The following is a 25,762-nucleotide window of genomic DNA, read 5'->3' on the forward strand; positions in this document are numbered from 1 at the left end:
ACCGCCGATGTTAACACGGCTCTTGAGTTCAGCCATGACGGAATGAGTTCGAAGAAATCTCCCTCGGAATAGTAGCCTACGCGAGCATTACTGAAACCAAGGCAGCCGATCACTATGACCGGCTGCCTTTTTTTGATTGAGTTTTTCATAAGTTTAACAAGCTTTAGAGTTTTCGATTATTGATCCATTAAACAGTAAGCTTCTATATAAACCTGCAGTTTGAGCCTAATGTTATTTTGAAGAAAGAATGGTTACCTCCAAAATGTAATCTTGTCAGAACCTAATCGAACAGACTCATGCCCATCCTCCTTGGCTTTTCCTATTGAAATCATCATGACTGGAACATAGCGTTCTTCATCTAAATCAAATGCTTTTGCTAACTGATCAACTTCAAACCCTGCCATTGGATTCGTATCGTACCCATGTGCACGAGCTACTAACATGAACTGCATGGCAAAGAGGCTGCTATCGACTTTTGCAATTTCAACTTTCATTTCTCTTGATAGGGTCGGAAACATGGATAGAATGGTTTCGAGTTGACGATCTCGTACTTCAGCTGGCATTTTTCCTTGTTCCACGGCTGTATTGTAAATTTCTTCAGCATATAAATAGCTTTGGGTGTCACCAAAAATTAATAACATGGCTGATGAAGTATCATTTTGTAATGTATTGAAACGCACAAGAGGTCTTAGCTTTTCTTTTCCTTCTGGAGTATCGACCACAATTACACGCCAAGGCTGCATATTTGCAGAGGATGGAGCCAGACTGGCTTCCGAAATCATTTCGCTTATCTCTTCCTTCGATATTTTAAAATTCTCATCATAATTACGGACAGAACGTCGGCCCATAACGATATTGGCGAAATCATTGTTTTGAATATGGTTAAACATACAACCTCTCCTCTTGATAACATTAGATTTTTTTGACATTGTGTATGTCGTTCGTTATCATATTTCGTATTATGAACTATGAACCTAGGTTTATAGCAAGAAATTAAGAGGTCCTATTATGAAAATAAACGATGTTTCAAAATTAACGGGTCTGCCCATATCAACATTAAGATTCTATGAACGTAAAAACCTAATTCCAGACAGTTATATTAAAAGAGATGTTAATAATTATCGTGTTTATTCTGAAGAGGTTGTTGAGTTTCTAGATGATGTGAAGGCACTTTTATCCGTAGACTTTTCTATAGAAGAATTAAGTTTGCTAGTAAATCAACAACTTAATTTATCATACGAGGCAAAGACAAAAATGGTTGAACAAAAAATCAAAGAAATTGAAGAGATCCAGAAGCGATTGAAAAAGTCAAAGAAATTCTTGAATGCAGTCTTGGAAGGAAAGGCAAATTTTCAAACAAAGTGTTAAGGACAATTAACATAAACAAAGATATATGAAAGTTAACCAGGAAAGATCGTCATTGAACATATGCCTAGTTGAGGGGTGGAAGGGGCGGAACGATGTCATATCAAAAGGCACTTGAGGCATACATAGCGGCTACGAATACGCATGATTTTGACAATGTAGCCCGGCTGCTCGACGAAGAAGCGGTCTATTGGTTTTCGGACCGGAGCTGTCATACGCTGAATGAGATTCGAGCATATTTCGAACACGCTTGGCATGTTATTCAGGATGAGGTATACCGGGCGGAGGATATAGAGTGGATAGCGAGTGATGCTTATTCGGCGGTATGTATTTATACCTACCACTTTGAGGGTTATCATCAGGGGACATTTACGGCCGGAAGCGGGAGAGCAACGAATGTGTTCGTTTGCGATGCCGATGGCTTATGGAAATTAAGGCATGAGCATTTAAGTTCGATTCGATGAATCGGTTTGATATCATTGCATAAATAAAAGAAAAAGAGCTCTTGAAGGGCTCTTTTTCCATCATAGTAAACACGGGGTGCGGTTGGTCTATGAATGACCGCCGGGTCCCGTTCTTTTTTATTAATACAATGTTTTCTTATTCTGACTAATGGCGTGTATGTATTTAATTGTAAGTTTCCATAATACTTTCCCGAGCCAAAACATCAACACACCAATCACAATAGAAATGGGTAAGAACAGCATTGGGCTTGGTGTATATGCTCCCATTTCGATTGTTATTCCGGCAATATCATATCCCATAAGATACCCAACAAATTTAATAATTCCGCCTATTGGTGTAATAACTCCACTAATCATTAAAGCAATGGAAAGAGTACTGAGAAGAGGCAGAAGAAACATACCGCTGACGCCTGCAAAGCTGCTACAAAATGCAAATACAGCGCCGAATTTACGCCAACTAAATTTATTGTTCTTTGAAATGGCTTCACCTAAGTATGCTTTCGCTAATTCTTTTGGGTTTCCTAACCGCTCGATGATTTGCTCAGAAGATACACCATTATTTTGCAATTCAAGCATTACACTTTTGATTTCTTTTACAATGTCCATACGCTCGGAATCGGACATAGATTTCAAATACTTTTCAATTTTTTCAAGATAGTCATTCGTAATGTTATCCAAAATTTCACACTCCTTTAATTTCTGCTATAGCAATTAATAAATTATCCCATTCTAAGGACATAGCGTTTAAGTACTCGTTTCCTTTTTCTGTAATGGAATAATATTTTCTCGGTGGCAAACCCTCTGTACTTTCTTGCCAAGATGAAGATACATATTCTTCTTTCAATAATCTTCTAAGCAGGGGATAAATTGTATTTTCTTTTGCAGCAACAATAGGATACTGCTCTAACTTACTTATGATTTCATACCCATAATAGGGTCGCTGCTTTATTAGCAATAGAATACAAAATTCGAGTGTTCCTCGCTTAATTTGTGATTTCCAATCTTCGATATTCATGATATTTTACCTCCTGCGAATACATCGTACAACACAGTACATCAAATATCAATAGTACATCAGTTATTTTTATTCAACGTAATAGAGGGAAGCGCTTGCTACGTTTTTCCTTTTTGCTTACTTGCTAAATTCAGCAAGTAAAATATTTTTAAAAGGATTAGGACTGTTATCTCTACCCAAGCTGTTCAAACTGACGACCAACGTATGCTTGCCTCCAAGTGTACCTCCAGCAATCGTAGAAAACCCTAGAATGCCACCTGTGTGTCCCCACATCGAGACATCGTTTGGAAGCTTAAATTCAAAGATTCCAAGACCATATCCATCCATTCCTGCTCTTCCTGTAGGAACTGTAGTAAGCATTTGTTTTAGTTGCTGTTCCTTCAGTAATTTGCCACCGAGTAAGGAAGAGAAGAATTTATTTAAGTCATCAGCAGTAGAAATCATATCTCCAGCCGAGCTACCTGCACTTGGGTTATAATAAGTAACGTCTTTTATCTCACTTGCTTCGTCTGGTTGGGAATATCCCCGAGCATGCTTGGTGCCTGGAATAACGCTTGAATTGCCAGGTAGGAATGTATCTGACAATTCAAGCGGTTCAATAATCCGATTTTCAATCTCTTCCGCGTAGCTGTTTCCGGTTACTTTTTCAATAAGAATACCCAGTAATACGTATCCTGTGTTTGAATAAGACCAGCCCTTTCCTGGGGCAAAGTCTGGGGGCAGAGAAATCCCCATCTTCACTATCTCTTCAGCCGAATACGATTTTTTTGTATCCATAAAATCAACGTCTTTTGACCTTGAGTATTCAGCGATACCACTTGTATGGTTCAATATCTGCCGGATGGTAATCTGTTTACCATTATATCCGTTTCCTTGAATGACACCAGGCAACCATTTTTCGATGGAGTCGTCTAGATTCAAGCGGTTCTCTCCAGCTAATTGAAGTACAACCGTTGCGGTGAACGTCTTCGTCACGCTGCCAATGCGAAAACGAAAATCTGTTTCCATTGGTTTCTTGGTGCTCAGATTCGCTACCCCAGCCGCATAACCCCACGTTTTTCCACCCTCAAAAGTTTTAGCAAGTATCCCCGGGAATCCAAGTTGCAACGTATCCCGCATGGCTTGCTTGACGGAATTATGATCTCGTTGAGTGCTTGTTTGTAACGAACTAGATACATTTTGAGTGGGCTTTGCTTTTACAATTGAGGTTGGCGATGTGTATAGCAGGGCACTTCCAGTTATTAAAAGGGCCAGACTTGCAAATGTAATTTGATTACGTATTTTCATAAGGCATTCCTCTTCTCTATTAATATTGTATGGTTTACCAACGCGATTCTGTCCTAACAAGCAGTAAGTTCCTCTTTTTTCACATGTATGTTAACCCCCTAAATGAATTGTTTTTCTCGAAATACCCTTGTTAACTGGTTGTTTTCCATATATACGTCATATTCGTTCCGTCTTTCACACCTACCTTCCGCACATACATCGTACAACACAGTACCTCAATTAACAATAGTATATCAGAATTTATTAATTCTAACGTAATAGAGATATTTATTTGAAGGCATTATGCGTGTTACTTTCACCGGTAGATTCGATCCATGTTGAATTTATTAACAGAATATAAAATTACAAGAATTTATCCCATGTTTATGGAAATGTATCCCTTCTCAATCGATGGTGTAGGTTCCATGATACAAATATATGAATATTTATTGAATAATAATGAATTCAAGAAAGGAGGCTGTAGTAGAGCGTACGGAAAGTGATTCAATCATGAGTAGAGAGAGGGGGGACTGAACTCTACATAGTTGAGCTGGAAAAAATAGTAACCGCTTTCAATACAAGTTGGATTTGAGCGATGTGCGAAATTAGGCAAGTCATCAAAGAAACACTCGATGACACCGAGGGACAGACATTCATTGAAATGCTGTATCATTTGCAATCGAAATTTAATCAACAGAGGTGAAAACGGTGACATCATTTATAACGAAAAAGCACCCGAAATGGGTGATGTGTTTTTTGGCCCTTATTCTCATTTTTACACCACTGCTTCATGCGCCTGCATCCTATGCAGCAGAAAGCGCTCCTCCTACAGACATTTCTAATGACATTTCCACAGTTAACTTCGGCCAAGAGCCCGCGACAGTAACGAACTCAACGTATAAAGCCCAGTCCAATGAAGCCCAAGATCCGCTGGCTCCACAGAATCTCGAAATTGAAAGTGTATCCCATAATATAGCGATTTTTAAATGGGATTTCAAACCCGTGGAAGGTGAAAATAATATACAGGTGTGGGACGCGGATTCAGGCAAGTGGCTGGCATGGGGCAATTATTGGACCCGTGCCGTGACCGGATTGACACCTGAAACGACCTACAGGATCTATATTACGTGGGACGGCGACGTGAAAAAAGAACATAAAAGTAATGTATTGGAATTCACCACATCCAAAGACGAAGCTGAATATAAAGATGCACCGTTAACTCCTCCAAGCCATCTTAAAATTGACGATGTGACGGAAGATACGGTTACGCTGAGTTGGGGTTCGAGTCCCGGAGCCGAAGCTTATGACATTTATATTAATGGAGCCTGGAAAGGTGGCACTTGGGAAAACTCCGTTACTACCGCTACTTATGGACCTCTGGAAGCAGGAGAGACTTATACTTTTAAAGTAGGCGCGCAGAGAAGCGTAAATGGAGCTTTGGAAGCATCCGCCAATAGTAATGCCGTTACCCTTAAGTGGGGGGAACTGGCTCAACCTCAAGGGTTACAGGTAGTGACGGCTACACGATCTACGGTTTCACTGGGCTGGGCACCGGTGCCTGGGGCCACAAGCTATGATATTTATCAGGATGGAGTAAAGGTTGGTTCGAGTAGCGGGAGTCGGTATGTAGCTGCTGGACTGGAAGAAGGAAAGACCTATTCGTATAAGGTAGTGGGCCATAACAGCCTATGGACTTCGCCAGAAAGCGAATCAGTGTCGGTAGTGCCTGGCAGCAATTATAACAATATTACGTACTACACTTCTTGGTCAGCTAGTACCGAAGGACGTAATTTTCATCCTGGTGACTTGGATGTATCACAGATCACCCACATTAACTATGCCTTTGCCGATATATGTTGGAAAAAATACGGAAGCGGGCCGAGAGCCTGCGAAGATCCTAATATTCCTGCACAGGATCGATACGTCCATGACGGAGAAATTGTGATTGGAGATCCGACATTTGATTTTCAGAATTTCGCAGCTTTCGAATCCGTCAAGGCATCGAACCCTCAATTGAAGCTTATGGTTTCAGTAGGCGGCTGGTCCTGGTCTGATCATTTTTCTAATGTAGCCATGACGGAAGAAACTCGTCGTACGTTTGCTAACTCTGCTGTGAAGTTCCTCCGAGACTACAAGTTTGATGGTTTGGATATCGATTGGGAATACCCGGTCGAAGGCGGGGAAGAGTCGAATTCCAGAGCACCGGAGGATAAAGAAAACTTCACATTGTTAATGAAAACCGTTCGCGAGGCGTTGGATGCAGCCGGTTCAGAGGACGGGAAATATTATTTGCTGACGATTGCTTCAGGGCAGGGAGACAATTTTACCGTAAACGCAGACTTTACTAACTCTGTGCAGTATCTCGATTTTGTCAATATTATGACCTATGATTACAGCGGTAAATCTGATTCATTTGGTCATCATAATGCACCATTATTTTATGATAAAGCTCTTCCAACATCATCCGCTCCAAGAAATCATGTGCTTGGCGGTTTGTTAGGCCATTTGAATGGCGGGGTGCCGACACATAAGTTGATCGCGGGCGTTCCTTACTACGGCAAGGGCTGGGATGGTTGTGGTCCACTTGGTCAATATCAGGCATGCAATAAGGATGGATCTAGTTTTGGAACATGGGAGCCTGCCATTTTCGACTTCAGCGACCTCGAGAATAACTACATCAACAAAAATGGCTATAAGAGATATTGGAATGAATCCGCCAAGGTTCCTTACCTGTACAACGATCAAAATAAAGTATTCATCACCTACAACGATAAGAACACCATGAAGTACACCGCTTCTATCGTGAAGTCGCTGGATATTGCAGGCGTTATGAGCTGGGATATCAGCGGCGACCGCAACAAAACTCTGACGACTGAGCTCATTTACGACTTGCCGATCGACGGCAAAGTCAATGCTTCAGCACTCCCGGCTCCGGCGAATCTCTCAAGGGTAAGTGCCAGCGCAAGCTCCATTCAGGTGAAATGGGATGCTGTGGCAGGCGCTACGGGATATGAAGTATATGTAAATAATGCTTTGTCAGGTTCAATTACAGAGAATAGTTATACGATTCATGGCCTTAATGCTCTAACTAATTACAAGATTCATATACTTGCGGTAGATCGAACGGGAGATGAGATTAACCGCGTCTCCAGCGCTTCGAATCTGCTTAGCGTAACGACTTCAAGTAGCGGTTCTGGTGGATCTGACGGTTCCGGCGGATCAGGAGGATCGGGAGGCTCTGGCTCACCAACGCCTTCGACACCACAACCGCCTAAAGCCAAAGATCAGCTAGGGGCAAACGTCACGCTTCATGGCGATAAGGCTGTGGTGACCATACCAACGGCTGCAGCTGTTAACAGCATTAACCTTTCGGATTCCTCCAACTTCCAGATCCATGCGGGTGCAGGTGCGAAGCAGGCTGAGGTTGAGATTCCGCAAGAAATCATCGCAGCCGTTGCGAAAAAAGGAGCCAAGGCCAGTCTCTCCATTATCGTGAACGGGACAGAATACCGGATTCCGGCTTCGCTGATTACGGTTCCCGGTCCTGTAAAAGTCTCGATTGTTTCTCCAGGGGCTGCCGATGCAGCAAATGTGGAGAAACTGATTAAGGGAAGAGAAGTACTAGCTACTCCGCTGTTGTTCAAGCTTGAGCAAATAAACGCGGATAAGACAACGACCGAACTGAAGCACTTCGGCAAAACCCATGTCAGCGAATTTATGACCGTCGATGCGAAAAAGATAAATGTAAAACGTGCTACCGGAGTGGTTTATATACCAGGTACCCAGGAGCTTCGATCCGTTCCGACCTTGTTTAAAGTTAACGCGGATGGTACGGTAACTGTTGAAATCAAGAAAACCGGCAGCGGGATTTATACTCTGGTTCAGCAAGATATCCGGTTTAGTGACGCGATCCCTTCTTGGGCACGAGAAGACGTGGCGCAGGCTGCTGCCAAGCTGATCGTATCTGGAGAAAGTAACGGATCTTTCGGCGGTAATAAACAAATTACCCGTGCCGAGATTATATCCATTGTGGTGAAAGCGCTGGGTATTTTGCCTGACGACAGTTATGCCAACTTTAAGGATGTAGATCCGAAATCCCAGTATGCTAGAGAGATTGCAGCTGCGAAAGCGGCAGGGTTAGTGAAGGGACGCTCAGGTGATATCTTTGATCCAAACAGCTTGATTACGCGTGAGGAATTGGCCGTCATGCTGAGTAATGTGCTGAATTATGCCGGCAATAAGAACGAAGCCAACCAAGGATTGTTAAACAAATTTAAAGACCACGCCAAGGTTTCGTCTTATGCGAAGTCGTCCGTCGCCTTCGTAGTGGAGCAGAAGATTATGCAAGGCGTATCCGCCTCCAAGCTGGATCCACAATCTCATGTAACCAAAGCTCAGACGGTGGTAACCGTCATGAGATTGCTGCGGGCAGTGGGTTTGTCTAACTAAACATGGATTCGTAATACAATGGGATGTCTTACAGGCGAGTTTTTACACTGCCTGGAGGCATCCTTTATTCAATTAGGGGTTATATGCTATAGCCGGCTGAATCGCTGCTGTGTTTTTTAGCAACTGAATCTGAATGGACGGGATCGAGAGGTTGAATATGCTTCGCAAGCTGAATTCCCGAGGCTTGGGTTGAACATAGCAATTGAAGAGAAATGCCGCGCTGCTGCTCATGCTAAGATGAATCTATCAAATCGACGAGGTGATTCGAAATGGCTTTGAAAAGCGACAATATTTTTGTGAACTTACCTGTTAAGGACTTGGAGAGAACGAAGGACTTTTTCTCAAAAATCGGCTTTGAATTTAACGCCCAATTTACGGACAAAAACGCGGCTTGCCTGGTCATCGGCGATAACATCTTTGCCATGCTGCTCACCGAGGATTATTTCAAGACGTTCACCAAGAAAGATCTGTCGAATGCCACAAATACAACGGAAGTAATTCTGGCATTATCCGCTGAAAGCCGGGAGCAGGTGGACGAAATCGTCAATGCCGCGCTTTCCGCAGGAGGGTCTCCTTCCAATGATCCTGTGGATCATGGCTTTATGTATGGTTGGAGCTTCCAGGATCCGGATGGCCACCTGTGGGAAGTCATGTACATGGATCAGAGCCAGGTCGAATAGAAGCATTGAAGTAAGCAGATGCAGGATCTTCAACATGAAGAAGCATACACCCAATAAAATGAAGCGGCAGAGTCTCCGGGGGTTATGGGGGGAAATCTGCCGCTTTACTTTTATTTGGAAATCCATTATATTTGTATGTGCAAACAATAAATGGTGATTCAACAGGATGAACTCAGCGAAAGAGGTAGCCGTTATGTTAAACACGTATATCAAGGAATGCCTTTACTTCACTGCCAATCGTCTTAGCCGGGTCATTACCAAGATGGCCGAAGACGAGTTTGCCGCAAGCGGATTGTCACCCACATATGCTTATTTGCTTATGGCTGTATATGAGAAGGAAGGGATCTCGCAGAAAGAATTAGGCGAAATTCTTCATCTTCAGCCTTCTACCGTAACCCGACTGGTTGAGAAGCTGGCCGTTAAAGGGCTGGTTTATAATCGGGTGGAAGGAAGGATGTCACTGATCTATACAACCGATAAAGGGAAGGCTTTGGAGAAAGTGATTCACGAGTGCTGGATGAATTTGCGCAGTCGTTACGGCGCTATATTAGGTCATGCCGAAGGTGATGAATTATCGCTGCGTCTATACGAGGTAAGTGATCAGTTGGAAAATAAGGACTGAGGTCTTTTTGGACACAAGTCGATTGGCCGCAGGGGAAGTCGTGGAACGTTGGAGCTCCAAATAAATCACGCAAAAAAAGCCCTCCAAGTGAAACTTGAAGGGCCTTCTACCATTAATTGACTTGGACTTCGGTCGTTACCTGCCACAATACGCCGAACTTGTCTTCCAGCAACCCGAACAGCGCTCCCCAGAATTGAGTCTTCAGCGGATCAAGCACCTTACCGCCCTCGGCCAAGCGGTCAAAAGCTTCATGTGCTTCAGCATCGCTTTCAAACGACAGGCTCAGATGAATTCCGTTCCCGCGCTCCAGGGTTTGGAATATGGAGTCCGACATAAAGATTGGAATTCCTCCTGCTACCAGACTAAGATGCATGACCTTGTCTTTAAGCTCTTCCTTGGTTCCAGGAATTTCGCCATGGGTTTGCACGGACAAGATCTCCCCGCCTAATGCTTGGGTATAAAACTCAGCCTGCGCTTTTGCATCCTCAGAGAAAATATACGGTGTCAGTTTAGCCACGTTCAACATCCTTCCCAGTTTTAAAATGATGGATTCGTTTTCCTTGGCTTTAGTATAGACGGCCTGAGTCTCCCGCATTTCTTCTGGATTGCTAAATGTTGCGGCAGCGCTAAAGGTTTGTTTTACAGAATAGGCGACAGTAAGCGTGAGATGGATTCCTTAAACTTGATCCACCTTGATCGCTCCAGATACTGCTTCATCGTAAGCTGGCTGGATACCTGCAAATCCTGATGAAAGATGTGAGTCAATTGTTTTGATAAATCCTCATCGTACAGGAACGCATTCACTTCAAAATTCAGCTTGAAGCTTCGAACATCGATATTCGCCGTGCCGACGGAAGAAATCTTCTCGTCAATGATGATGGTCTTGGCATGAATGAAGCCATTATTGTAGAGATACACGTTGGCCCCGGTTCTTAGCATTTCCCCGATATAGGATAAGGTTGCCCAATAGACAAAGGGATGGTCCGGTTTATCGGGAATCATCAGGTTAACCTCGACGCCGGACAGCGCCGCAATGCGGAGCGCATCCAGGAGGCTGGCATCGGGGATAAAATAGGGCGTCTGAATATGAATCGATTTCTTGGCGGACGAAATCATTTTGATATAACCGTTCTTGATGTGTTCATACCTGGAATCCGGACCGCTGGTCACAATCTGAATCCCGACATTGCCAGGCGAATCGATCTTGGGAAACAGATTCGATTCATAAGAAATATCGTTATGGTGCGAAGCCTGATTCCAGTCGAGAATAAAGCGAACCTGCATCGCATAAACAGCTTCACCTTGAATGCGCAGATGGGTGTCCCGCCAATATCCGAACCTGGAATTCAGACCCAGGTACTCATCCCCAACGTTAAAACCGCCGACATACCCGATGTCGCCGTCAATGATAGCCAGCTTCCGGTGATTACGGTAATTCAAGCGCAGATTAATGAAGCGGAGCTTGGACGGGAAGAAGGCCTCGGCTTCTCCGCCAGCTTCGCGAAATGCTTTGAAGAAGCCCTTGGTTAATTGACGCGAGCCCAGCTCGTCGTACAGAACCCGGACCTTCACGCCTTCTTTTGCTTTTTTGGTCAACAGGGACATCAGCTTCTTGCCCAGTTCGTCGCGACGGATGATGTAGTATTGAATATGTATGTAGACTTTGGCTTCCTCAATATCCTGAAACAACCGTTCAAATTTCTTGCGTCCATCCGTGAAAATTTCAACGTGGTTGTCGTCCGTAAGGATCGCCTGATTCTCATTGATATGCATATGGATCAGATCGCTGCTATCCGCCGCGGCTTGATTGCTGAACGGGTATTCCCCGTTAGTCATCCCTTCCATTTGAGACAGCAATACCTTCTCGATGCCGGTTTTCTGCAGATCATCCCAATGAAAGAGACGGATTCTTCTTAAATTTTGGGCGAACAACAGGTACAGCGCAAAGCCCAGAATCGGGATGAAGGACAGCACCAACAGCCATGCCCAGGTGGAGCCGGCATCCCGCCGTTCCCTAAAAACCACGAACATGGAGAACACGATATTCAGTACGATGATCAGACCAAGAGTGATGGATGTAACATGCATGTTTATAATATCCTCCTAAACTATATCCTTGCCCTTGCAATCCTTCATATTATACGTGAGGCGTTAGGAGAAGTATATATCCGCAGGATGAAGTGAACGGAATGGTTATATAAGCGATGGCGCTACGATCCGACATCCTATATCAGTGCAGACGCAAGCGATTTGTATATGCACACTTTGTCATGATACGATGGTGAAAAAATAGGAGAAGGGGCATGCTTTTTGCTGAAAATGAATAAGTTTTTCAAATTGTGTCTCGCCGTGATTCTGGTCCTCATTATTATTTATTTGGGATCACTGGTGGATTTTATATTTAGACCTGTACTTTCGTTCTTCACTATTATCCTCGTGCCGTTGATGCTGTCAGGATTCTTCTATTACCTGCTCAGACCGCTGGTTGATCTTCTCGAAAAGCGCAAGCTAAACCGCTCGCTGGCCATCTTGCTGATCTATGTCGTTTTTGCGGGTTTACTCACGGGATTCATTATCGGAGTATGGCCATCCCTGCGTGATCAGATCATTGCTCTTGTGGAGAATGCGCCTGCATTATTTGCTGCCTTAGGTGAACAACTGCAGGAGTGGGAAAATAACGGGCTCTTTAAGGAGATATTTCCGGAGGATTCTAATCCACTTACCCAATTAACCGATTATTTGAATCAAGGCTTCACGTTCCTGACAAATTATATTATGAACCTGTTCTCGTTCGTATCGAACTTTGCCATCGTCCTATTTACGTTCCCGATCCTGCTGTATTACATGCTGAAGGAAGGCGGGAAGTTCGGGAAGATGGTTGTAAGCTTTATGCCTAACCGCTTCAAGGAAGTGGGAGCTTCGGTACTGGATGAAATCAACAATGCCCTCAAAGGGTTCATCGTTGGACGAGTGCTCGTCAATCTGGCGCTGGGTGTCTTGATGTATATTGGCTTCATGATTATTGGTCTGCCTTATGCATTGCTGCTGACGGCCGTGGCGGTTATTGCGAATTTTATTCCATTTATCGGAGCCATCCTATCCTCTATCCCGATCGTTATCATAGGATTCATCCAGTCCCCCGGTACGGCGATCTGGTCGCTTGTTGTCATTCTGGCAGCTCAGCAGATTCAGGATAACCTGATTGGACCATATATCTTTGGCAAACAGCTGGCTATCCATCCCATTACGATCATTATCCTTGTTTTGGTGGGACAGGATCTCGGCGGAATTATCGGAGTCCTTCTGGTGGTACCAGTCTACATGATCATTAAGATAGTGGTAACAAGAGTTTATCAGCTATTCTTTAAGGAAAAATGGCAAAAAGCATAGACGGGTGATAGGCATGCGGTCGCAGCTGCATACTGAAGCCGCCTAAGAGCGTGGAAGCGTTCTTGGCGGCTTTTTGTATGCCCGAGGTTTGAAGGGGTGCTTGACAATGAGAGGAAAAATATATAATCTTTAATTAAAGATATTAAATTTAAAGATTGTATATTTTAATTATACGAACCAGAAATCATGTATGGAAACATCGGGTTGGACACGGAAACAATGAGGAGGCGATGAATATGGCATTACAAACGGCAGGCATTCATCATATTACCGCTTATGCACAGGACCCGCAGAAGAACGTTGATTTTTATACGGGTGTGCTGGGGCTCAGATTGGTGAAGAAGACGGTGAATTTCGATGCGCCTGAGGTGTACCATTTGTATTTCGGGGATGAAGAGGGACACCCGGGGACTATTATCACCTTCTTTCCGTCTCCTGCTTCGCGAAGAGGGAGACGTGGAGGAGGGCAGGTTGGGTATACAACCTTTGTTGTCCCTGCGGGTGCTTTGCCTTATTGGGAACAGCGTTTACGGAGCTTCGGCGTTCCTGTCATGAAAGCTTTTCGGTTTAACGAACATTATCTTCAGTTCTCCGATTCCGATGGACTTTCTCTGGAGCTGGTCGAGCGGGAAGACGGACCGAAGAGCAGTTGGTCTGTGGACGATGTAACGCCAGACACAGCGATTAAGGGGTTTGGCGGTGCGGTCCTGTTCAGCAGCAAGTGGAAGGAAACGAAGATAGCGCTGGAGCAGGTAATGGGACTGACCTTCATGGGAGAGGACGTTAACTATGCGCGGTTTCAGTCAGCAGGGCCCTTCGGCAACGTGATTGATTTACCGATGCGGGATATCCCGTGGGGCGCCGGAGGTGCCGGAACAACCCATCATATCGCATGGCGGGCCCAAGATGATGGTGAGCATGTTACATGGCAAGAGTGGGTGAAACAACATGGCTTTTTGCCAACGGATATTAAGAACCGCAACTATTTCAGATCGTTATATTTCAGGGAACGAGGGGGGATCTTGTTTGAGATCGCAACTGATCCGCCCGGGTTTACGGTGGATGAAGATCTGGACTCACTGGGGGAACAATTGAAACTTCCTGCCTGGTATGAACCGGAGCGAGCCCGTATTGAGGAAGGTCTGGAGCCTATACAAGTCAAAATACAAGAGAGGGGCAACTGAAGTGATATCCATTGACCCGAATACCCAAAGCGAACGGGACACCTACAAGCTGCTGATCGGGAGCGTTGTTCCGCGGCCGATCGCTTTTGTCACGACATTATCGGAGGACAGTGTGCTGAATGCGGCACCGTTCAGTTATTTCTCCATTCTGTCCAGCAATCCGCCCTTGCTGTCCGTTTCCGTTCAGCGGAAGAACGGTACGGCTAAGGATACAGCGAGAAATGCCATGCAAAGCGGCGAGCTTGTCATCCACATCGTGGACGAAGACAACGTTGAAGCCGTGAACGAAACGGCGGCGAACCTGCCCCCGCATGAGAGTGAACTTGACCGAGCCCATTTAACCCCGGTCGTTAGCGAGGTCGTTAAAGTTCCCGGCGTTCTGGAGAGCAAGATTCGCATGGAATGCGTGCTGGAGCAGGTCGTCACGTTGAATGGAGCGGATCAGCTGCCTGGTGCCGATCTGCTGATTGCCCGCGTAGTCCGCTTCCATGTTGCGGAGGAGCTTTACGAGCAAGGCCGGATTGACGCTGCCAAGTTAAAGCCTGTGAGCCGTATGGCTGGTAATATCTATGCTTCACTGGGAGAGATGTTTACGATCGAGCGGCCTGTATAACACTTGGACGGGCTGGATAAAGGTTAGGAAGAATATCAAGTTGTGAGCGTCCATATGCCGTTATTCGATAGTTATGTTGTTCATGAAAGAAACGGGGCTTGTGGAATATCATGCCTGGAATATGTTAATTCTACATGAATGTGGAAGCGATATGATAAATTCCTAATATAGGAGTGGTCGACAAATGAAATTTGAATCCAAGGTTGTCATTGTGACGGGAGGCGCCAGCGGGATCGGCGAAGCAGCAGTAAGGCTTTTTGTAGAAGAGGGAGCCAAGGTTGTTATTGCGGATTATTCGGACCGGGGACAGGCCGTTTCCGATGAATTAAGAGGATCAGGCTTTGAAACGCTGTTCGTTAAGACGGATGTAACCCAAGAACAGGAAGTTGCGAATATGGTGAAGCAGACGGTTGAGCATTTTGGCCGTGTCGATGTATTGTTCGCCAATGCAGGCATTGCTCATGATGCCCCTGCTGATCAGTTGTCGATGGACAACTGGCAAAAAACGATTGATATTAATCTTACAGGGGTGTTCCTGTGTGATAAATATGTAATCCAACAAATGCTATCCCAAGGAACCGGAGGGGCGATCGTAAACTGCGGCTCGATCCATAGCCATGTCGGAAAAGCGGGTGTTACCGCCTATGCTTCCGCTAAGGGAGGCGTTAAGCTGTTAACCCAGTCGATGGGCGCGGATTATGCTCCAAAAGGGATCCGGGTCAATGCCGTGTGTCCGGGATATATCGATACTCCGCTTATTAAGGGAAGAACGGAAGCGATCACCGAGCACCTGGTTGGTCTTCATCCGATGGGCCGATTGGGACAGCCGGAGGAAGTAGCCAAAGCCGTGTTGTTCCTTGCCAGTGAAGATGCGTCCTTCATTACAGGCACAAGCTTGCTGGTGGATGGCGGATATACAGCCGTATAATCCATGGACCAAAAATCCCGACACTTATCGGGGTTTTTGGTGTGCATTCATTGCTTCATAAAGCGGTTAATATATGATGCTGGCACCAGCGCTCCCGTAACTAGAAGTAAATGAGTCATAATGGGTTTTTAATGGATAATCAAAATTTTTTTTGGTTCAGATGGAGTGTAGAAGCTTTCCACTGTTTTGGTCTAATTCATGGCATAAACTATCCAACACATGAATGAGTAAGGGAGGCATGTCAAACGCCTGCTATATTGCGGAAAATGAGCATGGAATAAAATTTCTATGTGGTAAGTGGACAGGCTTGAATGAGGCATTTTTCTAGCTTGTCATACACCCTGGAAGAATGGCATTTCTGCGTCTGAATTTCCAAAAAAAGCGGTTAAAGGGGTTTGACTTTTCCTGAACTTCCCTTTATCATGGACACACGCTTAGTTTCCGGCATACATTTTCCGGAAAGCGGGGGAACCAGTTTCACCAGGGGCGAGTCACTTGGAATCACGAGTGTAGGGTACCATCTTACCCGAGTCCGTCAGCTAACCTCGTCAGCAGTGGATGGGTCTTTTATACATAATGGATGTTCATAACAAAGGCCCTTGATTCTCTTAGGGGCCTCTTCTTTATTTTTTGACCCCCTGCTGGCGGAGCTATGTCTAAATCCCCTGTTTGGTGGTCTTTTTGTATTCTGTTAAAGAGGAGGGGCAAGGCCAGCAAATGTTTAACCAATTGAATCGGTCAGATCGCATTGGGTTTAAGCGTGCAAGAAGATGGATGAATCATCTTCCCTGAAGCCCCGACCCGTGCAAGGTGTCTGAGTGTTCTTATATCCAAGTTAACATATGTGTTAACAAAGGTAATTTCATCATGCCATTTTGTAAGAATTGCAAAGTCATAACGAAAGGTTGTGGAAGGTTTTGAAGAGAGTGGTTGTACTGATGTTGTCAGTGATTATGGTGGTATTGCTTGCGGCTTGCGGCGACAAAGGGAGTACGCTGGATCGCGCCATGGAGCAGGGGTATATCACCGTGGGTTTTGCGAATGAGAAGCCTTATGCCTATAAAGAGGCCAACGGGGAGCTGACGGGAGAAGCCGTTGAGATTGCCCGGGTTATTCTGGAGCGGCTTGGCATCAAGGAAATGAGGGGAGAGCTTACGGAATTCGGTTCACTGGTTGCCGGACTGCAGGCCGAGCGGTTTGATCTAATCACCGCAGGCATGTTTATTAATCCGGACCGCTGCTCTGCCGTATTGTTTGCCAATCCGGAGTACAGCATCGGGGAAGCCATTGCGGTGAAGCAAGGGAATCCGATGGGACTCGGAAGTTATGAGGATATTGCTAATCATGACCAGGCTAAGGTCGCCGTCATGACAGGCGCGGTTGAAATCGGCTATATGGAGAAGTCCGGTATTCCTTCGGACCGGATCATACAGGTCCCCGATCAGGCCTCGGCTATTAGCGCTCTGCAGGCAGACCGGGTACAGGCGATTACCATGACGGGCCCCTCTCTGCAGGCGATGCTGGATTCGGCTAGTGATGACAACATCGAACGTGTAACTGATTTCGAGCAGCCGGTCATCGATGGAGAAAGCGTTCGGGGTTATGGAGCTACAACGTTCCGCCAAGCGGATACCGAGTTCCAGGAGGCTTATAATGCAGAGCTGCAAAAAATGAAGGAATCGGGCGAGCTGCTGGACATTCTGCAGAAGTTCGGATTCACAGAAGAAGAGCTTCCGGGTGAAATGACGGCTGCTGCGCTTTGCGGGGAATAGCATGCCGAATTCGTGGATTGATTTTCTCCCTACGCTGCTAGAAGGGGCGGAGATCACGATTGTGGTTGCTTTCTTTTCAGCCATCCTTGCGGTCGTGATGTCCTTTGCAGCCGGGTTATGCCGACTGTCGAAGCTGTGGATCATTCGCACATTGACAGCCGTGTACGTGGAAGTCTTTCGGGGAACCTCCTTGCTGGTGCAGCTGTTTTGGTTGTATTTCGCTCTTCCGTTCATCGGCATCGAGCTTCCAAAAATGTTGGCGGCCATCCTCGCGATCGGGCTAAACTTCGGCGCATACGGCTCGGAGATCGTCCGAAGCGCCGTGCTGGCCGTTCCGAAAGGACAGTGGGAAGCCGCTTTAGCGCTTAATCTGAAGCCTTGGCAAAGGCTGTGGAATGTTATATTGCCTCAAGCTTCCTTACGAATGCTTCCCCCTTTCGGGAATCAGCTTGTGGAACTCATCAAATCCACCTCATTGGTTTATTTCATCACCATGGCGGATTTGACGTATCAGGCGATGGTGCTTCGCAACAATTACATCTCCTGGACGACCGAGATTCTGGTACTGCTGCTCCTCATGTATTTTGTCATTGCTACGGTCGTCTCGCTGGCAGTTCGACTGCTGGAGCGTAAATGGACAGCGGGGAGGTTATAGTCATGTGGGACTGGAACTATGTGTGGGATATCCTGCCGCAGCTCTTGAGTGCGTTAAAGATGACGGTATGGGTGACGATCTGCGCTTTCGTGGTGGCATTAATCATCGGATTGCTGCTTGCCTTCGCGACGCGGAGCCGATTTAAGCTGTTGTCGCTTATAACCAAAGGAATAATTGAATTTATTCGGAATACACCGCTGCTGGTTCAGGTCTTCTTCCTGTATTACAGTCTGCCGCTCCTAACGGGAATTTCCATTCCAGCCTTCTATGCCGGGGTCATCGGTCTCGGGCTGCATTACAGCACCTATCTGTCCGAGGTGTATCGTTCCGGAATCGAGGGAGTGCCGAAGGGGCAATGGGAGGCTGCCACAGCACTGAATTACACGAAAGCCCAAACCTGGCGAAGTATTATCCTGCCACAAGCGGTGCCGCCGATCATACCGGTACTGGGCAATTATTTAATTGTCATGTTTAAAGAAACGCCGATTCTATGCGCCATCACGCTGGTGGAGATGATGCTGACGGCCAAAAATATCGTGTCGCAGTCGTTCCGTGCATTTGAGCCGTATACGCTGGTCGGGATTCTGTTCCTGATCATCAGTTATATCGCATCTTTGCTTGTGCAAAGGCTGGAAAAACGTTTGAATCTGCAGCGTGGAAAATAAAGGAGGGAGTCTATTGAATGCCGTTGTGATCGATGAGCAAGCGGAAGCGTCGAAGGTGCCGCAGCAGGAGAACAATCTCGCTGCCGCTACGGGTACCAAGCCGATTGTGAAATATACGGGCGTGACCAAGTCGTTTGGTGATCTCCAGGTGCTTAAGGGCATCGATCTGGAGATACAGCCGGGAGAAAAGGTGGCTGTGATCGGTCCGAGCGGATCGGGCAAAACGACGATGGGCCGGATGCTGATGACGCTGGAAGAACCCACCGAAGGAACCATCGAGGTCGATGGCGAGCTGCTCTGGCATATGGAAGAGAAAGGGAAGCTGGTTCGGGCCAGCGAAAAGCATTTGCACCGTATGCGCTGCAACGTCGGCATGATCTTCCAGCATTTTAATCTGTTCCCGCACATGAATGTGCTTCGCAATGTGACGGAGGCCCCGCGCAAGGTGCTGGGTTTATCCAAGGAGGAGGCGGAGGAGCGGGCCGTCTCCATGCTGGGCAAGGTCGGTTTGGCCGACAAGCTGAAGATGTATCCGTCCAATCTGTCCGGGGGTCAGAAGCAGCGGGTTGCCATTGCCAGAGCGCTGGTCATGCGGCCGAAGGTGATGGTGTTTGACGAGGTTACCTCGGCTCTTGATCCGGAGCTGGTCGGCGAGGTGCTGGAGGTCATTCGGGAAATCGCGGATGAAGGCGAAATGGCTATGATGCTAATTACACATGAGATGGATTTTGCGAAGGAAATTGCGGACCGGGTCATCTTCGGGGCCGACGGAAGGATCGTTGAGCAGGGCCCGCCGGAGGAGATATTCGATAATCCCCAGAGCGAGCGGCTGCAGAGCTTCCTGCAACGATTCCGTTCCAACGGAAATTAGTTCTGGAAAGAGGTGATTGTATAGAATGGCTGTGGATACCGAAACCGAAATTGTTTACCGAAGACCGGAAGCACGGGATGGCACCCGGGTGTGGGAGCTGATACGCGACACCGGATCGCTTGATCTGAACTCCCCTTACTGCTACATGCTGCTTGGAGATTACTTCCATGATACCTGCATGATCGCCGAGCATGAAGGAGATATCATCGGTTTTATTTCTGCCTTCCGTTCTCCTCGTAATCCGGAGACGCTGTTCGTATGGCAAGTGGCCGTTGCTAATTCGCATCGGAGGCAAGGCATTGCCAAGGCGATGCTGACAGGTCTCATGAATCAGAAGGCATGCCATGGTGTTCGTTATATTGAAGCTACGGTATCGCCGAGCAACATGGCGTCCCGTCGTTTGTTTCTCGGATATGCCGAGGAGAAATCCATTCCCAGCACCGTAACCGTAGGTTATGGAGCAGAGATGTTCCCCGATGGGACATCTCATGAAGATGAGCCGTTATTCGTGATTGGCCCCTTTTTCAATGACATTTAAACAAATGGAGGGAACTATGGACAACCAAGTCATGGAGAAACCAAAGCTTACTGTGTTTAACAAGCTGGAATCGGAAGTAAGAAGTTATTGCCGGAGCTTTCAGACCGTTTTTGACAAGGCCCGGAATGCGAAGCTGTGGGATACGCAGGGCAATGAATACATTGATTTTTTTGCGGGAGCCGGCGCTTTAAATTATGGACATAACAATGAGAAGATTCGCGAGAAACTGGTCGACTACATTCTGAAGGACGGCGTCACGCATAGTCTGGATATGGCTACGGATGCAAAGGAAACGTTTCTGACCCGATTTCAGGAGGTCATTCTGCAGCCGCGCGGGTGGGATCATAAGGTGATGTTTCCCGGTCCGACCGGAACGAATGCCGTAGAGGCAGCGCTCAAAATCGCCCGCAAAGTGACGGGGCGCAGCACCGTTCTGTGCTTCACGAATGCCTTTCATGGCATGTCGCTGGGATCGCTGGCGGTTACCGGCAATGCCTTCAAACGCCAAGGCGCCGGCGTGGATCTGAGCCATTCGGTATTTATGCCTTATGACGGTTACTTTGGCGACGACGTGGATACGATGGCATATATGGAGAAGCTTCTGGATGATCCGGGAAGCGGCATTCCGCTTCCGGCTGCGGTTATCGTCGAGGCGGTGCAGGGGGAAGGTGGATTGAACGCCGCCAGCTGGGAATGGCTGCAGAAGCTGACGCGCATCTGCAAGGATAAGGGGATGCTGCTTATTTTGGATGATATCCAGATGGGCTGCGGCAGAACCGGGCCGTTCTTTAGTTTTGATGATGCCGACATTGAGCCGGATATCGTATGTCTCTCGAAATCGATTGGCGGCTTTGGCTTGCCGATGGCGATTACGCTGATCAAGCCGGAGATCGATATATGGGAGCCGGGGGAGCATAACGGCACCTTCCGGGGCAATAATCTCGGATTCGTTGCCGCGGCCGAAGCGCTGAATTATTGGAAAACGAAAGATTTTCAGCTCGATATCGGCATTAGGGAGAATCGGATTCGCCAATCATTGGAAGGTGTTGTGAAGGATTACCCCCAGCTCGTCGGCGAAATTCGCGGCAGAGGCATGATTCAGGGGGTTGCTTTTGCTAAGCCGGAGCTCGCAGGCAGGCTGTCCGAGATCGCCTTCGAGCAAGGATTGATCATGGAAACGTCGGGTCCGCACAGCGAAGTGGCAAAGCTGATGCCGCCGCTGACGATTGAAATGAACACACTGACACAGGGATTGGGGATATTTGAGAACAGTATGAAACAATTAGCTGCAGAGGAGAGGTTGTCATGATTGTTAAACATTTGGAAGAGATCGTAGATACCAAGGACGATATCGATACCAAGACATGGAATTCGAGAAGGCTGCTGCTCACCAAGGACGGCATGGGTTTCTCTCTCAATGATACGCTCATCAAGGCCGGAACGGAGACGCTGATCTGGTACAAAAACCACGTCGAAGCTGTGTACTGCATCGAAGGGGAGGGGGAAATCGAGGTTATCGGGGGTGAAACCTACCCGATATCCCCTGGGATGATGTATGCACTGGACGGTCATGAGAAGCATTATTTGAGAGCCCGTTCGCAGATGCGGATGGTCTGTGTATTCAATCCGCCGCTTACCGGTGCTGAAGTTCACGATGAGGAAGGAACCTACCCGCTGCTCGCCCCAATTTCAGACTAAGGAGATGATATGCGATGAGTAATAATCATGTGTCGGCCCTTCAGGAAAAAGAACTGGACGTTTATCCTTCAAGAGTGCATGCGGAGCCCCGAATCCTAAAGAGACAGGATCCTGTCGTTCATTCCGAATGGAGTCCGGATGCTGCGTTAACGCAGGAGCAATCCGACTTCTATGAGCGCAACGGATATTTATTTCTGGAAGACTTCTTTGGTCGAGAGGAGCTGTCGAAATATCAGGCGGAAGCCCGCAGTTTGCAGGTAACGGCAAGAGAAGCGGACAAGGATGAAGTGATCCGGGAGCCGGGCGGGAACGAAGTTCGGTCGGTATTCGCGGTGCATGAGAGCCATGAAGTGTTCAAGAAGCTGTCCCAGCATCCGAGACTCCTGGCGATTATGGAATACCTCTTGGGAGGCGAGACGTATATCCATCAATCCCGAATTAATTACAAGCCGGGCTTCACGGGCAAAGAGTTCTATTGGCACTCCGATTTCGAAACGTGGCATGTAGAGGATGGCATGCCGCGCATGAGAGCCTTGAGCTGCTCCATTGCCCTGGAGGATAACTATCCTTATAACGGACCGCTTATGGTTGTGCCTGGCTCGCATAAGGAATTCGTGGCCTGCATCGGCCAAACGCCGGAGGATCACTTCAAGGATTCCCTGCGCAAGCAGGAATACGGTGTTCCGGATCATGACAGCCTGACACGCATGGTGAAGAAAGACGGTATCGACACGCCGGTTGGCAAAGCGGGCTCAATCGTGATTTTTGACTGCAACATTATGCACGGTTCCAACAGTAACATTACGCCGATGCCGCGCAGCAATATTTTCATGGTTTATAACAGCGTGGAGAACAAGGTCAAGCAGCCGTATTCGGGCCAGAAGCCAAGACCGGAGTATATCGCCACCCGTGATTCTCTATGATCTCGCTGACACTTATCGGTTCCATCATCGGCATCAACGTAGTCTATGTCTCGATCTTTTCGCTGCGGCTGATTCTGATGATCAAAGGCAGAAGGGGGATTGCCTCCCTTCTGGCCATGCTGGAGGTATTCGTTTACCTGCTCGGCCTCAATCTCGTCCTGCAAAATCTGGACAATCCCTTTAATATGGCGGCCTATTGCCTCGGCTTTGGCCTTGGTGTGTATGCCGGCAGCCGGATTGAGGAATATCTGGCCCTCGGGTACATCGTGGTACAGGTCATTGTCAATTCCGTTGAGACGAACCTGGCGATGAGCCTGCGGGAGAAGGGATATGGCGTGACCGCCTGGGAAGCGGACGGCAAGGATGGCAAACGGCTCGTGCTTCAAGTGCTCGTGAAACGGAAGAACGAGCGGCGGTTGATGGAGTCACTATCCAAAATGTCGCCGCAGGCGTTCATTATCTCCCATGAACCAAAGAGTTTCAAAGGCGGCTTCTGGGTACGATTGACGGAAGGACGCAAACTGAAATTGTAGAACACATTTAATAGGAAAGCCTGCTTTGGAACCCGATTCTGAAGCAGGTTTTTTGGGATGCAGTATTTGCCGGCCTAATACCCGGCATGGAATTTCTGGATCAGGGGCGAGGGGCGATTGCCGCTATACTTCGAGTCATTCAGGTAAGAATCAACTCCTGCTCATTCTGGTACCAAAAAAAGGCGTAGTCGGTCATCGCGGAGGAGCTTCCGAGCTGGCGCATCATGGCGGCAATATTTCCACGATGGTACGTGCCGTGGTTCACGACATGAAGCATAATCTCGGACAGACGGGTATCCCGGATCCCGGCATAAGGATTATCCAATCGGATGATCCGTTCCAGGTCAGGGTTTTGACTGAGAAAAGCCGTAAATCGCTCTGACAGTTCGATAAACCGGAGGTTTAGGTCCTCCACTGAAATGGCCTCAAGCTCGTCCCGAAGCTGGAAGGCCTCTGCTAAAGCGTGGTTCATGTCCATTCCGGACAAAATGTTCATCCACCCGAGATCCGCCGTGTAGATGTGAATCAACGCTTCGGATACAGTTGGGAAAATGCTCGTTATTTTCCGATTGTACAATTCGCCCGGCAGCTCCAGCAGACGGTTGAATATCGCTTGGTTGGCCCATACATGGTACTCATACATTTTGACAGGATAGTTCATCGTGATCGTCCCCTTTGGCTTCTTCGTTTTTGCTTTCTTGGGAACATTGTAAATAAAAAAGTATGACAGCGGACTGTCATACTTTTGCGTAAACCTGCAGCATGGTTTCTAATTTGGATTGCATGCGCATCCTTAAGTCCGCCGGCTCAATGATCTCGATATCCTCGCCAAAGCTCAGCAGGGTAGACCAGAACCACCACGAATCTGGATGTTCAACCTTGAACGTGAGACGGAGCGATCCGTCCTCATGAAATTCCCGCTGCACATCATAGAAACGATCCATCGCTTTGGCCAAGGCCCGGGGGGATACGTGAAGGATGACTTCTATCGCATCGGGTGAAGGCTCCCAGGTATGCTGCTCCCCTCGGTGGTATGGATTCTGCTCTTGAAGATGGGGCCCGTGCGTGTGCTCCTCTGAATGCTGGTGCTGAAAGGGCTCGGCGGATGGGGACAGCTCCGACATTCTCGAAATCCGGAATTCGCGGTAATCGGCCCTGGTTCTGCAGAAGCCGTACAAATACCAGGATCCGAATTTATACATGAGTCGTAAGGGCTCGACTTTACGGTGAATGCGTTCATTCTTGGCGCTTATGTATTGAAAGGAGATCACATGCTTGTCGGTAATGGCGCGGCGAAGGAGACGGAGGCTTTCGTTGTAAGAGCGCCAGCTCCCGATATCCATGGACAATCCCTGCGATGCGGAGTTGCCGGAACGGTCTATCGTTTGCAGACGCTGAATGGTATCCATGGCCCGTTCATCCTCAAACACCGTTGACATGCTGTGCAGGATGGTGATCAGGGCGCTGACATCGTAGGAGCCGAGCAAGCTTTTGTCCATCTTGTATTGCTCCATAATGCCATACCCGCCGTTCACCCCCTGATACGATACAACCGGAATGCCGGCTGCGCAGATCGCATCGATGTCGCGGTATATGGTTCTCTGGGACACGTTATATTTCTCTGCCAGGGCAGACGCGGACAGGATCTCGTTGTTCAGCAGCATGTAAATCATGGATATGAGCCGCTCGAGTTTCATATCGGTTCAACTCCTCCTGTCTGTTTGGGATCTATTCTCCAATGATTCCGTATTATATCATAGGTTTTATGAATATACTGCAGTCGATAGTTCGTTCGGAGTGGCCGGAACCTGACCGGCTGTTGTTCCATTCCCACCCATTTTGCCGTACAATATAGGGAATCCCATAATACAAGGAGTGTGAGCCTCATGGCCCGTACCAAAACGCAAAAATCGCTCCGCAAAGCGGAACGTGCCGGAACATGGTCAGCCGTCTCGATGAGAAAGACCAACGAAGATTACAGTGCGCTATCACAGCATGTGAGAGTGAAGCCGACGAAACAGGAACAATTGAATAAGATCAAGCACAGAAAGCGGATCGGAGACGATGGCGCTTTTTTTGTTGGTTTCGGAGGATATGATATAGTACGCTAGAGAGGTTAGTTCAGGATGGA

The 25,762-nt window shown here is 47.3% G+C and carries 27 protein-coding genes and 1 riboswitch; of the genes, 19 read left to right on the forward strand and 8 right to left on the reverse strand.

Annotated features, from left to right (window positions below; translation table 11 throughout):
• Positions 1-251: 251 nt before the first annotated feature.
• Positions 252-890, reverse strand: coding sequence for a nitroreductase family protein (locus tag J7E85_RS22855; protein WP_215161825.1), 639 nt, complete (start codon positions 888-890; stop codon positions 252-254).
• Between the two features lie 118 nt (positions 891-1,008).
• Between J7E85_RS22855 and J7E85_RS22860 the strand changes: the two genes are divergently transcribed.
• Complete coding sequence (locus J7E85_RS22860) at positions 1,009-1,368, forward strand: MerR family transcriptional regulator (protein WP_215161827.1); 360 nt, start codon at positions 1,009-1,011, stop codon at positions 1,366-1,368.
• A 92-nt stretch (positions 1,369-1,460) separates the two neighbouring features.
• Positions 1,461-1,829 (forward strand): YybH family protein, encoded by a 369-nt coding sequence (locus J7E85_RS22865; protein WP_215161829.1) that lies wholly within the window; start codon positions 1,461-1,463, stop codon positions 1,827-1,829.
• Positions 1,830-1,949: 120 nt separating this feature from the next.
• Here the strand turns inward: J7E85_RS22865 and J7E85_RS22870 are convergent, their stop codons facing one another.
• From J7E85_RS22870 to J7E85_RS22880, 3 genes are all read right to left on the reverse strand, one after another.
• Entirely contained in the window at positions 1,950-2,507 is a 558-nt protein-coding gene (locus J7E85_RS22870; protein WP_215161831.1) for a DUF1700 domain-containing protein, read from the reverse strand.
• Positions 2,508-2,511: 4 nt separating this feature from the next.
• Positions 2,512-2,844: a PadR family transcriptional regulator gene (locus J7E85_RS22875; protein WP_215161833.1), complete on the reverse strand. Its 333-nt coding sequence runs from the start codon at positions 2,842-2,844 to the stop codon at positions 2,512-2,514.
• A 117-nt stretch (positions 2,845-2,961) separates the two neighbouring features.
• Positions 2,962-4,131 (reverse strand): serine hydrolase domain-containing protein, encoded by a 1,170-nt coding sequence (locus J7E85_RS22880; protein ID WP_215161835.1) that lies wholly within the window; start codon positions 4,129-4,131, stop codon positions 2,962-2,964.
• A gap of 726 nt (positions 4,132-4,857) precedes the next feature.
• On the opposite strand from J7E85_RS22880, the gene J7E85_RS22885 reads away from it, so the two are divergent.
• The 3 genes from J7E85_RS22885 to J7E85_RS22895 all read left to right on the forward strand — a co-directional run bounded on the left by J7E85_RS22885 (position 4,858) and on the right by J7E85_RS22895 (position 9,861).
• Positions 4,858-8,559, forward strand: a complete 3,702-nt coding sequence (locus J7E85_RS22885) for a glycosyl hydrolase family 18 protein (RefSeq protein WP_251035976.1) — start codon at positions 4,858-4,860, stop codon at positions 8,557-8,559.
• A gap of 269 nt (positions 8,560-8,828) precedes the next feature.
• The gene (locus tag J7E85_RS22890; RefSeq protein WP_215161839.1) at positions 8,829-9,239 is read left to right on the forward strand and encodes a VOC family protein; all 411 of its coding nucleotides are present in this window, start codon (positions 8,829-8,831) and stop codon (positions 9,237-9,239) included.
• A 193-nt stretch (positions 9,240-9,432) separates the two neighbouring features.
• The gene (locus tag J7E85_RS22895) at positions 9,433-9,861 is read left to right on the forward strand and encodes a MarR family winged helix-turn-helix transcriptional regulator (RefSeq protein WP_100541396.1); all 429 of its coding nucleotides are present in this window, start codon (positions 9,433-9,435) and stop codon (positions 9,859-9,861) included.
• Between the two features lie 112 nt (positions 9,862-9,973).
• Here J7E85_RS22895 and J7E85_RS22900 read toward each other — a convergent pair whose 3' ends face one another.
• A complete protein-coding gene (locus tag J7E85_RS22900) occupies positions 9,974-10,378 on the reverse strand; it encodes a VOC family protein (protein WP_076325301.1) in 405 nt (134 codons plus the stop codon).
• A gap of 122 nt (positions 10,379-10,500) precedes the next feature.
• Positions 10,501-11,949, reverse strand: coding sequence for a cardiolipin synthase (gene cls / locus J7E85_RS22905; protein ID WP_215161841.1), 1,449 nt, complete (start codon positions 11,947-11,949; stop codon positions 10,501-10,503).
• A gap of 222 nt (positions 11,950-12,171) precedes the next feature.
• Between cls and J7E85_RS22910 the strand changes: the two genes are divergently transcribed.
• The 13 genes from J7E85_RS22910 (at position 12,172) to J7E85_RS22970 (ending at position 23,631) form a co-directional block, all read left to right on the forward strand.
• Positions 12,172-13,251: an AI-2E family transporter gene (locus J7E85_RS22910; RefSeq protein WP_215161843.1), complete on the forward strand. Its 1,080-nt coding sequence runs from the start codon at positions 12,172-12,174 to the stop codon at positions 13,249-13,251.
• A 236-nt stretch (positions 13,252-13,487) separates the two neighbouring features.
• The gene (locus tag J7E85_RS22915; RefSeq protein ID WP_215161845.1) at positions 13,488-14,435 is read left to right on the forward strand and encodes a ring-cleaving dioxygenase; all 948 of its coding nucleotides are present in this window, start codon (positions 13,488-13,490) and stop codon (positions 14,433-14,435) included.
• 1 nt (position 14,436) lies between these two features.
• Positions 14,437-15,048, forward strand: a complete 612-nt coding sequence (locus J7E85_RS22920) for a flavin reductase family protein (RefSeq protein WP_215161847.1) — start codon at positions 14,437-14,439, stop codon at positions 15,046-15,048.
• A 184-nt stretch (positions 15,049-15,232) separates the two neighbouring features.
• On the forward strand, positions 15,233-15,976 hold the full coding sequence (locus J7E85_RS22925; RefSeq protein ID WP_215161849.1) for an SDR family NAD(P)-dependent oxidoreductase: 744 nt from the start codon (positions 15,233-15,235) through the stop codon (positions 15,974-15,976).
• A gap of 421 nt (positions 15,977-16,397) precedes the next feature.
• Positions 16,398-16,545, forward strand: a riboswitch (cyclic di-AMP (ydaO/yuaA leader).
• A 369-nt stretch (positions 16,546-16,914) separates the two neighbouring features.
• Positions 16,915-17,748 carry an ectoine/hydroxyectoine ABC transporter substrate-binding protein EhuB gene (ehuB, locus tag J7E85_RS22930; protein WP_215161851.1) on the forward strand — a complete coding sequence of 278 codons (834 nt, stop codon included), beginning with the start codon at positions 16,915-16,917 and terminating at the stop codon, positions 17,746-17,748.
• 1 nt (position 17,749) lies between these two features.
• Positions 17,750-18,403 (forward strand): ectoine/hydroxyectoine ABC transporter permease subunit EhuC, encoded by a 654-nt coding sequence (gene ehuC / locus J7E85_RS22935; protein WP_215161859.1) that lies wholly within the window; start codon positions 17,750-17,752, stop codon positions 18,401-18,403.
• Positions 18,404-18,405: 2 nt separating this feature from the next.
• On the forward strand, positions 18,406-19,068 hold the full coding sequence (ehuD, locus tag J7E85_RS22940; protein ID WP_215161867.1) for an ectoine/hydroxyectoine ABC transporter permease subunit EhuD: 663 nt from the start codon (positions 18,406-18,408) through the stop codon (positions 19,066-19,068).
• Positions 19,069-19,081: 13 nt separating this feature from the next.
• Positions 19,082-19,939 carry an ectoine/hydroxyectoine ABC transporter ATP-binding protein EhuA gene (gene ehuA / locus J7E85_RS22945; protein ID WP_251035972.1) on the forward strand — a complete coding sequence of 286 codons (858 nt, stop codon included), beginning with the start codon at positions 19,082-19,084 and terminating at the stop codon, positions 19,937-19,939.
• Between the two features lie 25 nt (positions 19,940-19,964).
• Positions 19,965-20,477: a diaminobutyrate acetyltransferase gene (gene ectA, locus J7E85_RS22950; RefSeq protein WP_215161873.1), complete on the forward strand. Its 513-nt coding sequence runs from the start codon at positions 19,965-19,967 to the stop codon at positions 20,475-20,477.
• 16 nt (positions 20,478-20,493) lie between these two features.
• A complete protein-coding gene (ectB, locus tag J7E85_RS22955; RefSeq protein WP_215161875.1) occupies positions 20,494-21,786 on the forward strand; it encodes a diaminobutyrate--2-oxoglutarate transaminase in 1,293 nt (430 codons plus the stop codon).
• Positions 21,783-22,175, forward strand: coding sequence for an ectoine synthase (locus tag J7E85_RS22960; protein WP_076325310.1), 393 nt, complete (start codon positions 21,783-21,785; stop codon positions 22,173-22,175). The genes ectB and J7E85_RS22960 overlap by 4 nt, the downstream gene beginning before the upstream one ends.
• Before the next feature lie 14 nt (positions 22,176-22,189).
• Positions 22,190-23,098 carry an ectoine hydroxylase gene (gene thpD, locus J7E85_RS22965; RefSeq protein WP_215161877.1) on the forward strand — a complete coding sequence of 303 codons (909 nt, stop codon included), beginning with the start codon at positions 22,190-22,192 and terminating at the stop codon, positions 23,096-23,098.
• On the forward strand, positions 23,095-23,631 hold the full coding sequence (locus J7E85_RS22970; protein WP_215161879.1) for a DUF2179 domain-containing protein: 537 nt from the start codon (positions 23,095-23,097) through the stop codon (positions 23,629-23,631). Before thpD ends, J7E85_RS22970 begins: the two co-directional genes overlap by 4 nt.
• A 139-nt stretch (positions 23,632-23,770) precedes the next feature.
• Here the strand turns inward: J7E85_RS22970 and J7E85_RS22975 are convergent, their stop codons facing one another.
• Together J7E85_RS22975 and J7E85_RS22980 are read right to left on the reverse strand one after the other, a co-directional pair.
• Positions 23,771-24,292, reverse strand: a complete 522-nt coding sequence (locus J7E85_RS22975) for a DinB family protein (RefSeq protein WP_215161881.1) — start codon at positions 24,290-24,292, stop codon at positions 23,771-23,773.
• A 76-nt stretch (positions 24,293-24,368) separates the two neighbouring features.
• Positions 24,369-25,328: a helix-turn-helix transcriptional regulator gene (locus tag J7E85_RS22980; RefSeq protein WP_213647679.1), complete on the reverse strand. Its 960-nt coding sequence runs from the start codon at positions 25,326-25,328 to the stop codon at positions 24,369-24,371.
• A 189-nt stretch (positions 25,329-25,517) separates the two neighbouring features.
• Here J7E85_RS22980 and J7E85_RS22985 point away from each other — a divergent pair, with 189 nt between their 5' ends.
• Positions 25,518-25,742, forward strand: coding sequence for a hypothetical protein (locus J7E85_RS22985; protein ID WP_215161883.1), 225 nt, complete (start codon positions 25,518-25,520; stop codon positions 25,740-25,742).
• Positions 25,743-25,762: the final 20 nt, after the last annotated feature.

This window comes from Paenibacillus sp. ISL-20, assembly GCF_018613005.1.
Classification (GTDB): Bacteria; Bacillota; Bacilli; order Paenibacillales; family Paenibacillaceae; genus Paenibacillus_AQ.

Excerpts from the sequence above, each read along its gene's own strand:
- J7E85_RS22855 (WP_215161825.1), bottom strand. The coding sequence starts at position 890 with ATGTTTAACCATATTCAAAACAATGATTTCGCCAATATCGTTATGGGC.
- J7E85_RS22860 (WP_215161827.1), top strand. The coding sequence starts at position 1,009 with ATGAAAATAAACGATGTTTCAAAATTAACGGGTCTGCCCATATCAACA.
- J7E85_RS22865 (WP_215161829.1), top strand. The coding sequence starts at position 1,461 with ATGTCATATCAAAAGGCACTTGAGGCATACATAGCGGCTACGAATACG.
- J7E85_RS22875 (WP_215161833.1), bottom strand. The coding sequence starts at position 2,844 with ATGAATATCGAAGATTGGAAATCACAAATTAAGCGAGGAACACTCGAA.
- J7E85_RS22880 (WP_215161835.1), bottom strand. The coding sequence starts at position 4,131 with ATGAAAATACGTAATCAAATTACATTTGCAAGTCTGGCCCTTTTAATA.
- J7E85_RS22885 (WP_251035976.1), top strand. The coding sequence starts at position 4,858 with ATGTGTTTTTTGGCCCTTATTCTCATTTTTACACCACTGCTTCATGCG.
- J7E85_RS22890 (WP_215161839.1), top strand. The coding sequence starts at position 8,829 with ATGGCTTTGAAAAGCGACAATATTTTTGTGAACTTACCTGTTAAGGAC.
- J7E85_RS22895 (WP_100541396.1), top strand. The coding sequence starts at position 9,433 with ATGTTAAACACGTATATCAAGGAATGCCTTTACTTCACTGCCAATCGT.
- cls (WP_215161841.1), bottom strand. The coding sequence starts at position 11,949 with ATGCATGTTACATCCATCACTCTTGGTCTGATCATCGTACTGAATATC.
- J7E85_RS22915 (WP_215161845.1), top strand. The coding sequence starts at position 13,488 with ATGGCATTACAAACGGCAGGCATTCATCATATTACCGCTTATGCACAG.
- J7E85_RS22925 (WP_215161849.1), top strand. The coding sequence starts at position 15,233 with ATGAAATTTGAATCCAAGGTTGTCATTGTGACGGGAGGCGCCAGCGGG.
- ehuB (WP_215161851.1), top strand. The coding sequence starts at position 16,915 with ATGTTGTCAGTGATTATGGTGGTATTGCTTGCGGCTTGCGGCGACAAA.
- ehuC (WP_215161859.1), top strand. The coding sequence starts at position 17,750 with ATGCCGAATTCGTGGATTGATTTTCTCCCTACGCTGCTAGAAGGGGCG.
- ehuD (WP_215161867.1), top strand. The coding sequence starts at position 18,406 with ATGTGGGACTGGAACTATGTGTGGGATATCCTGCCGCAGCTCTTGAGT.
- ectA (WP_215161873.1), top strand. The coding sequence starts at position 19,965 with ATGGCTGTGGATACCGAAACCGAAATTGTTTACCGAAGACCGGAAGCA.
- ectB (WP_215161875.1), top strand. The coding sequence starts at position 20,494 with ATGGACAACCAAGTCATGGAGAAACCAAAGCTTACTGTGTTTAACAAG.
- J7E85_RS22960 (WP_076325310.1), top strand. The coding sequence starts at position 21,783 with ATGATTGTTAAACATTTGGAAGAGATCGTAGATACCAAGGACGATATC.
- thpD (WP_215161877.1), top strand. The coding sequence starts at position 22,190 with ATGAGTAATAATCATGTGTCGGCCCTTCAGGAAAAAGAACTGGACGTT.
- J7E85_RS22970 (WP_215161879.1), top strand. The coding sequence starts at position 23,095 with ATGATCTCGCTGACACTTATCGGTTCCATCATCGGCATCAACGTAGTC.
- J7E85_RS22975 (WP_215161881.1), bottom strand. The coding sequence starts at position 24,292 with ATGAACTATCCTGTCAAAATGTATGAGTACCATGTATGGGCCAACCAA.
- J7E85_RS22980 (WP_213647679.1), bottom strand. The coding sequence starts at position 25,328 with ATGAAACTCGAGCGGCTCATATCCATGATTTACATGCTGCTGAACAAC.
- J7E85_RS22985 (WP_215161883.1), top strand. The coding sequence starts at position 25,518 with ATGGCCCGTACCAAAACGCAAAAATCGCTCCGCAAAGCGGAACGTGCC.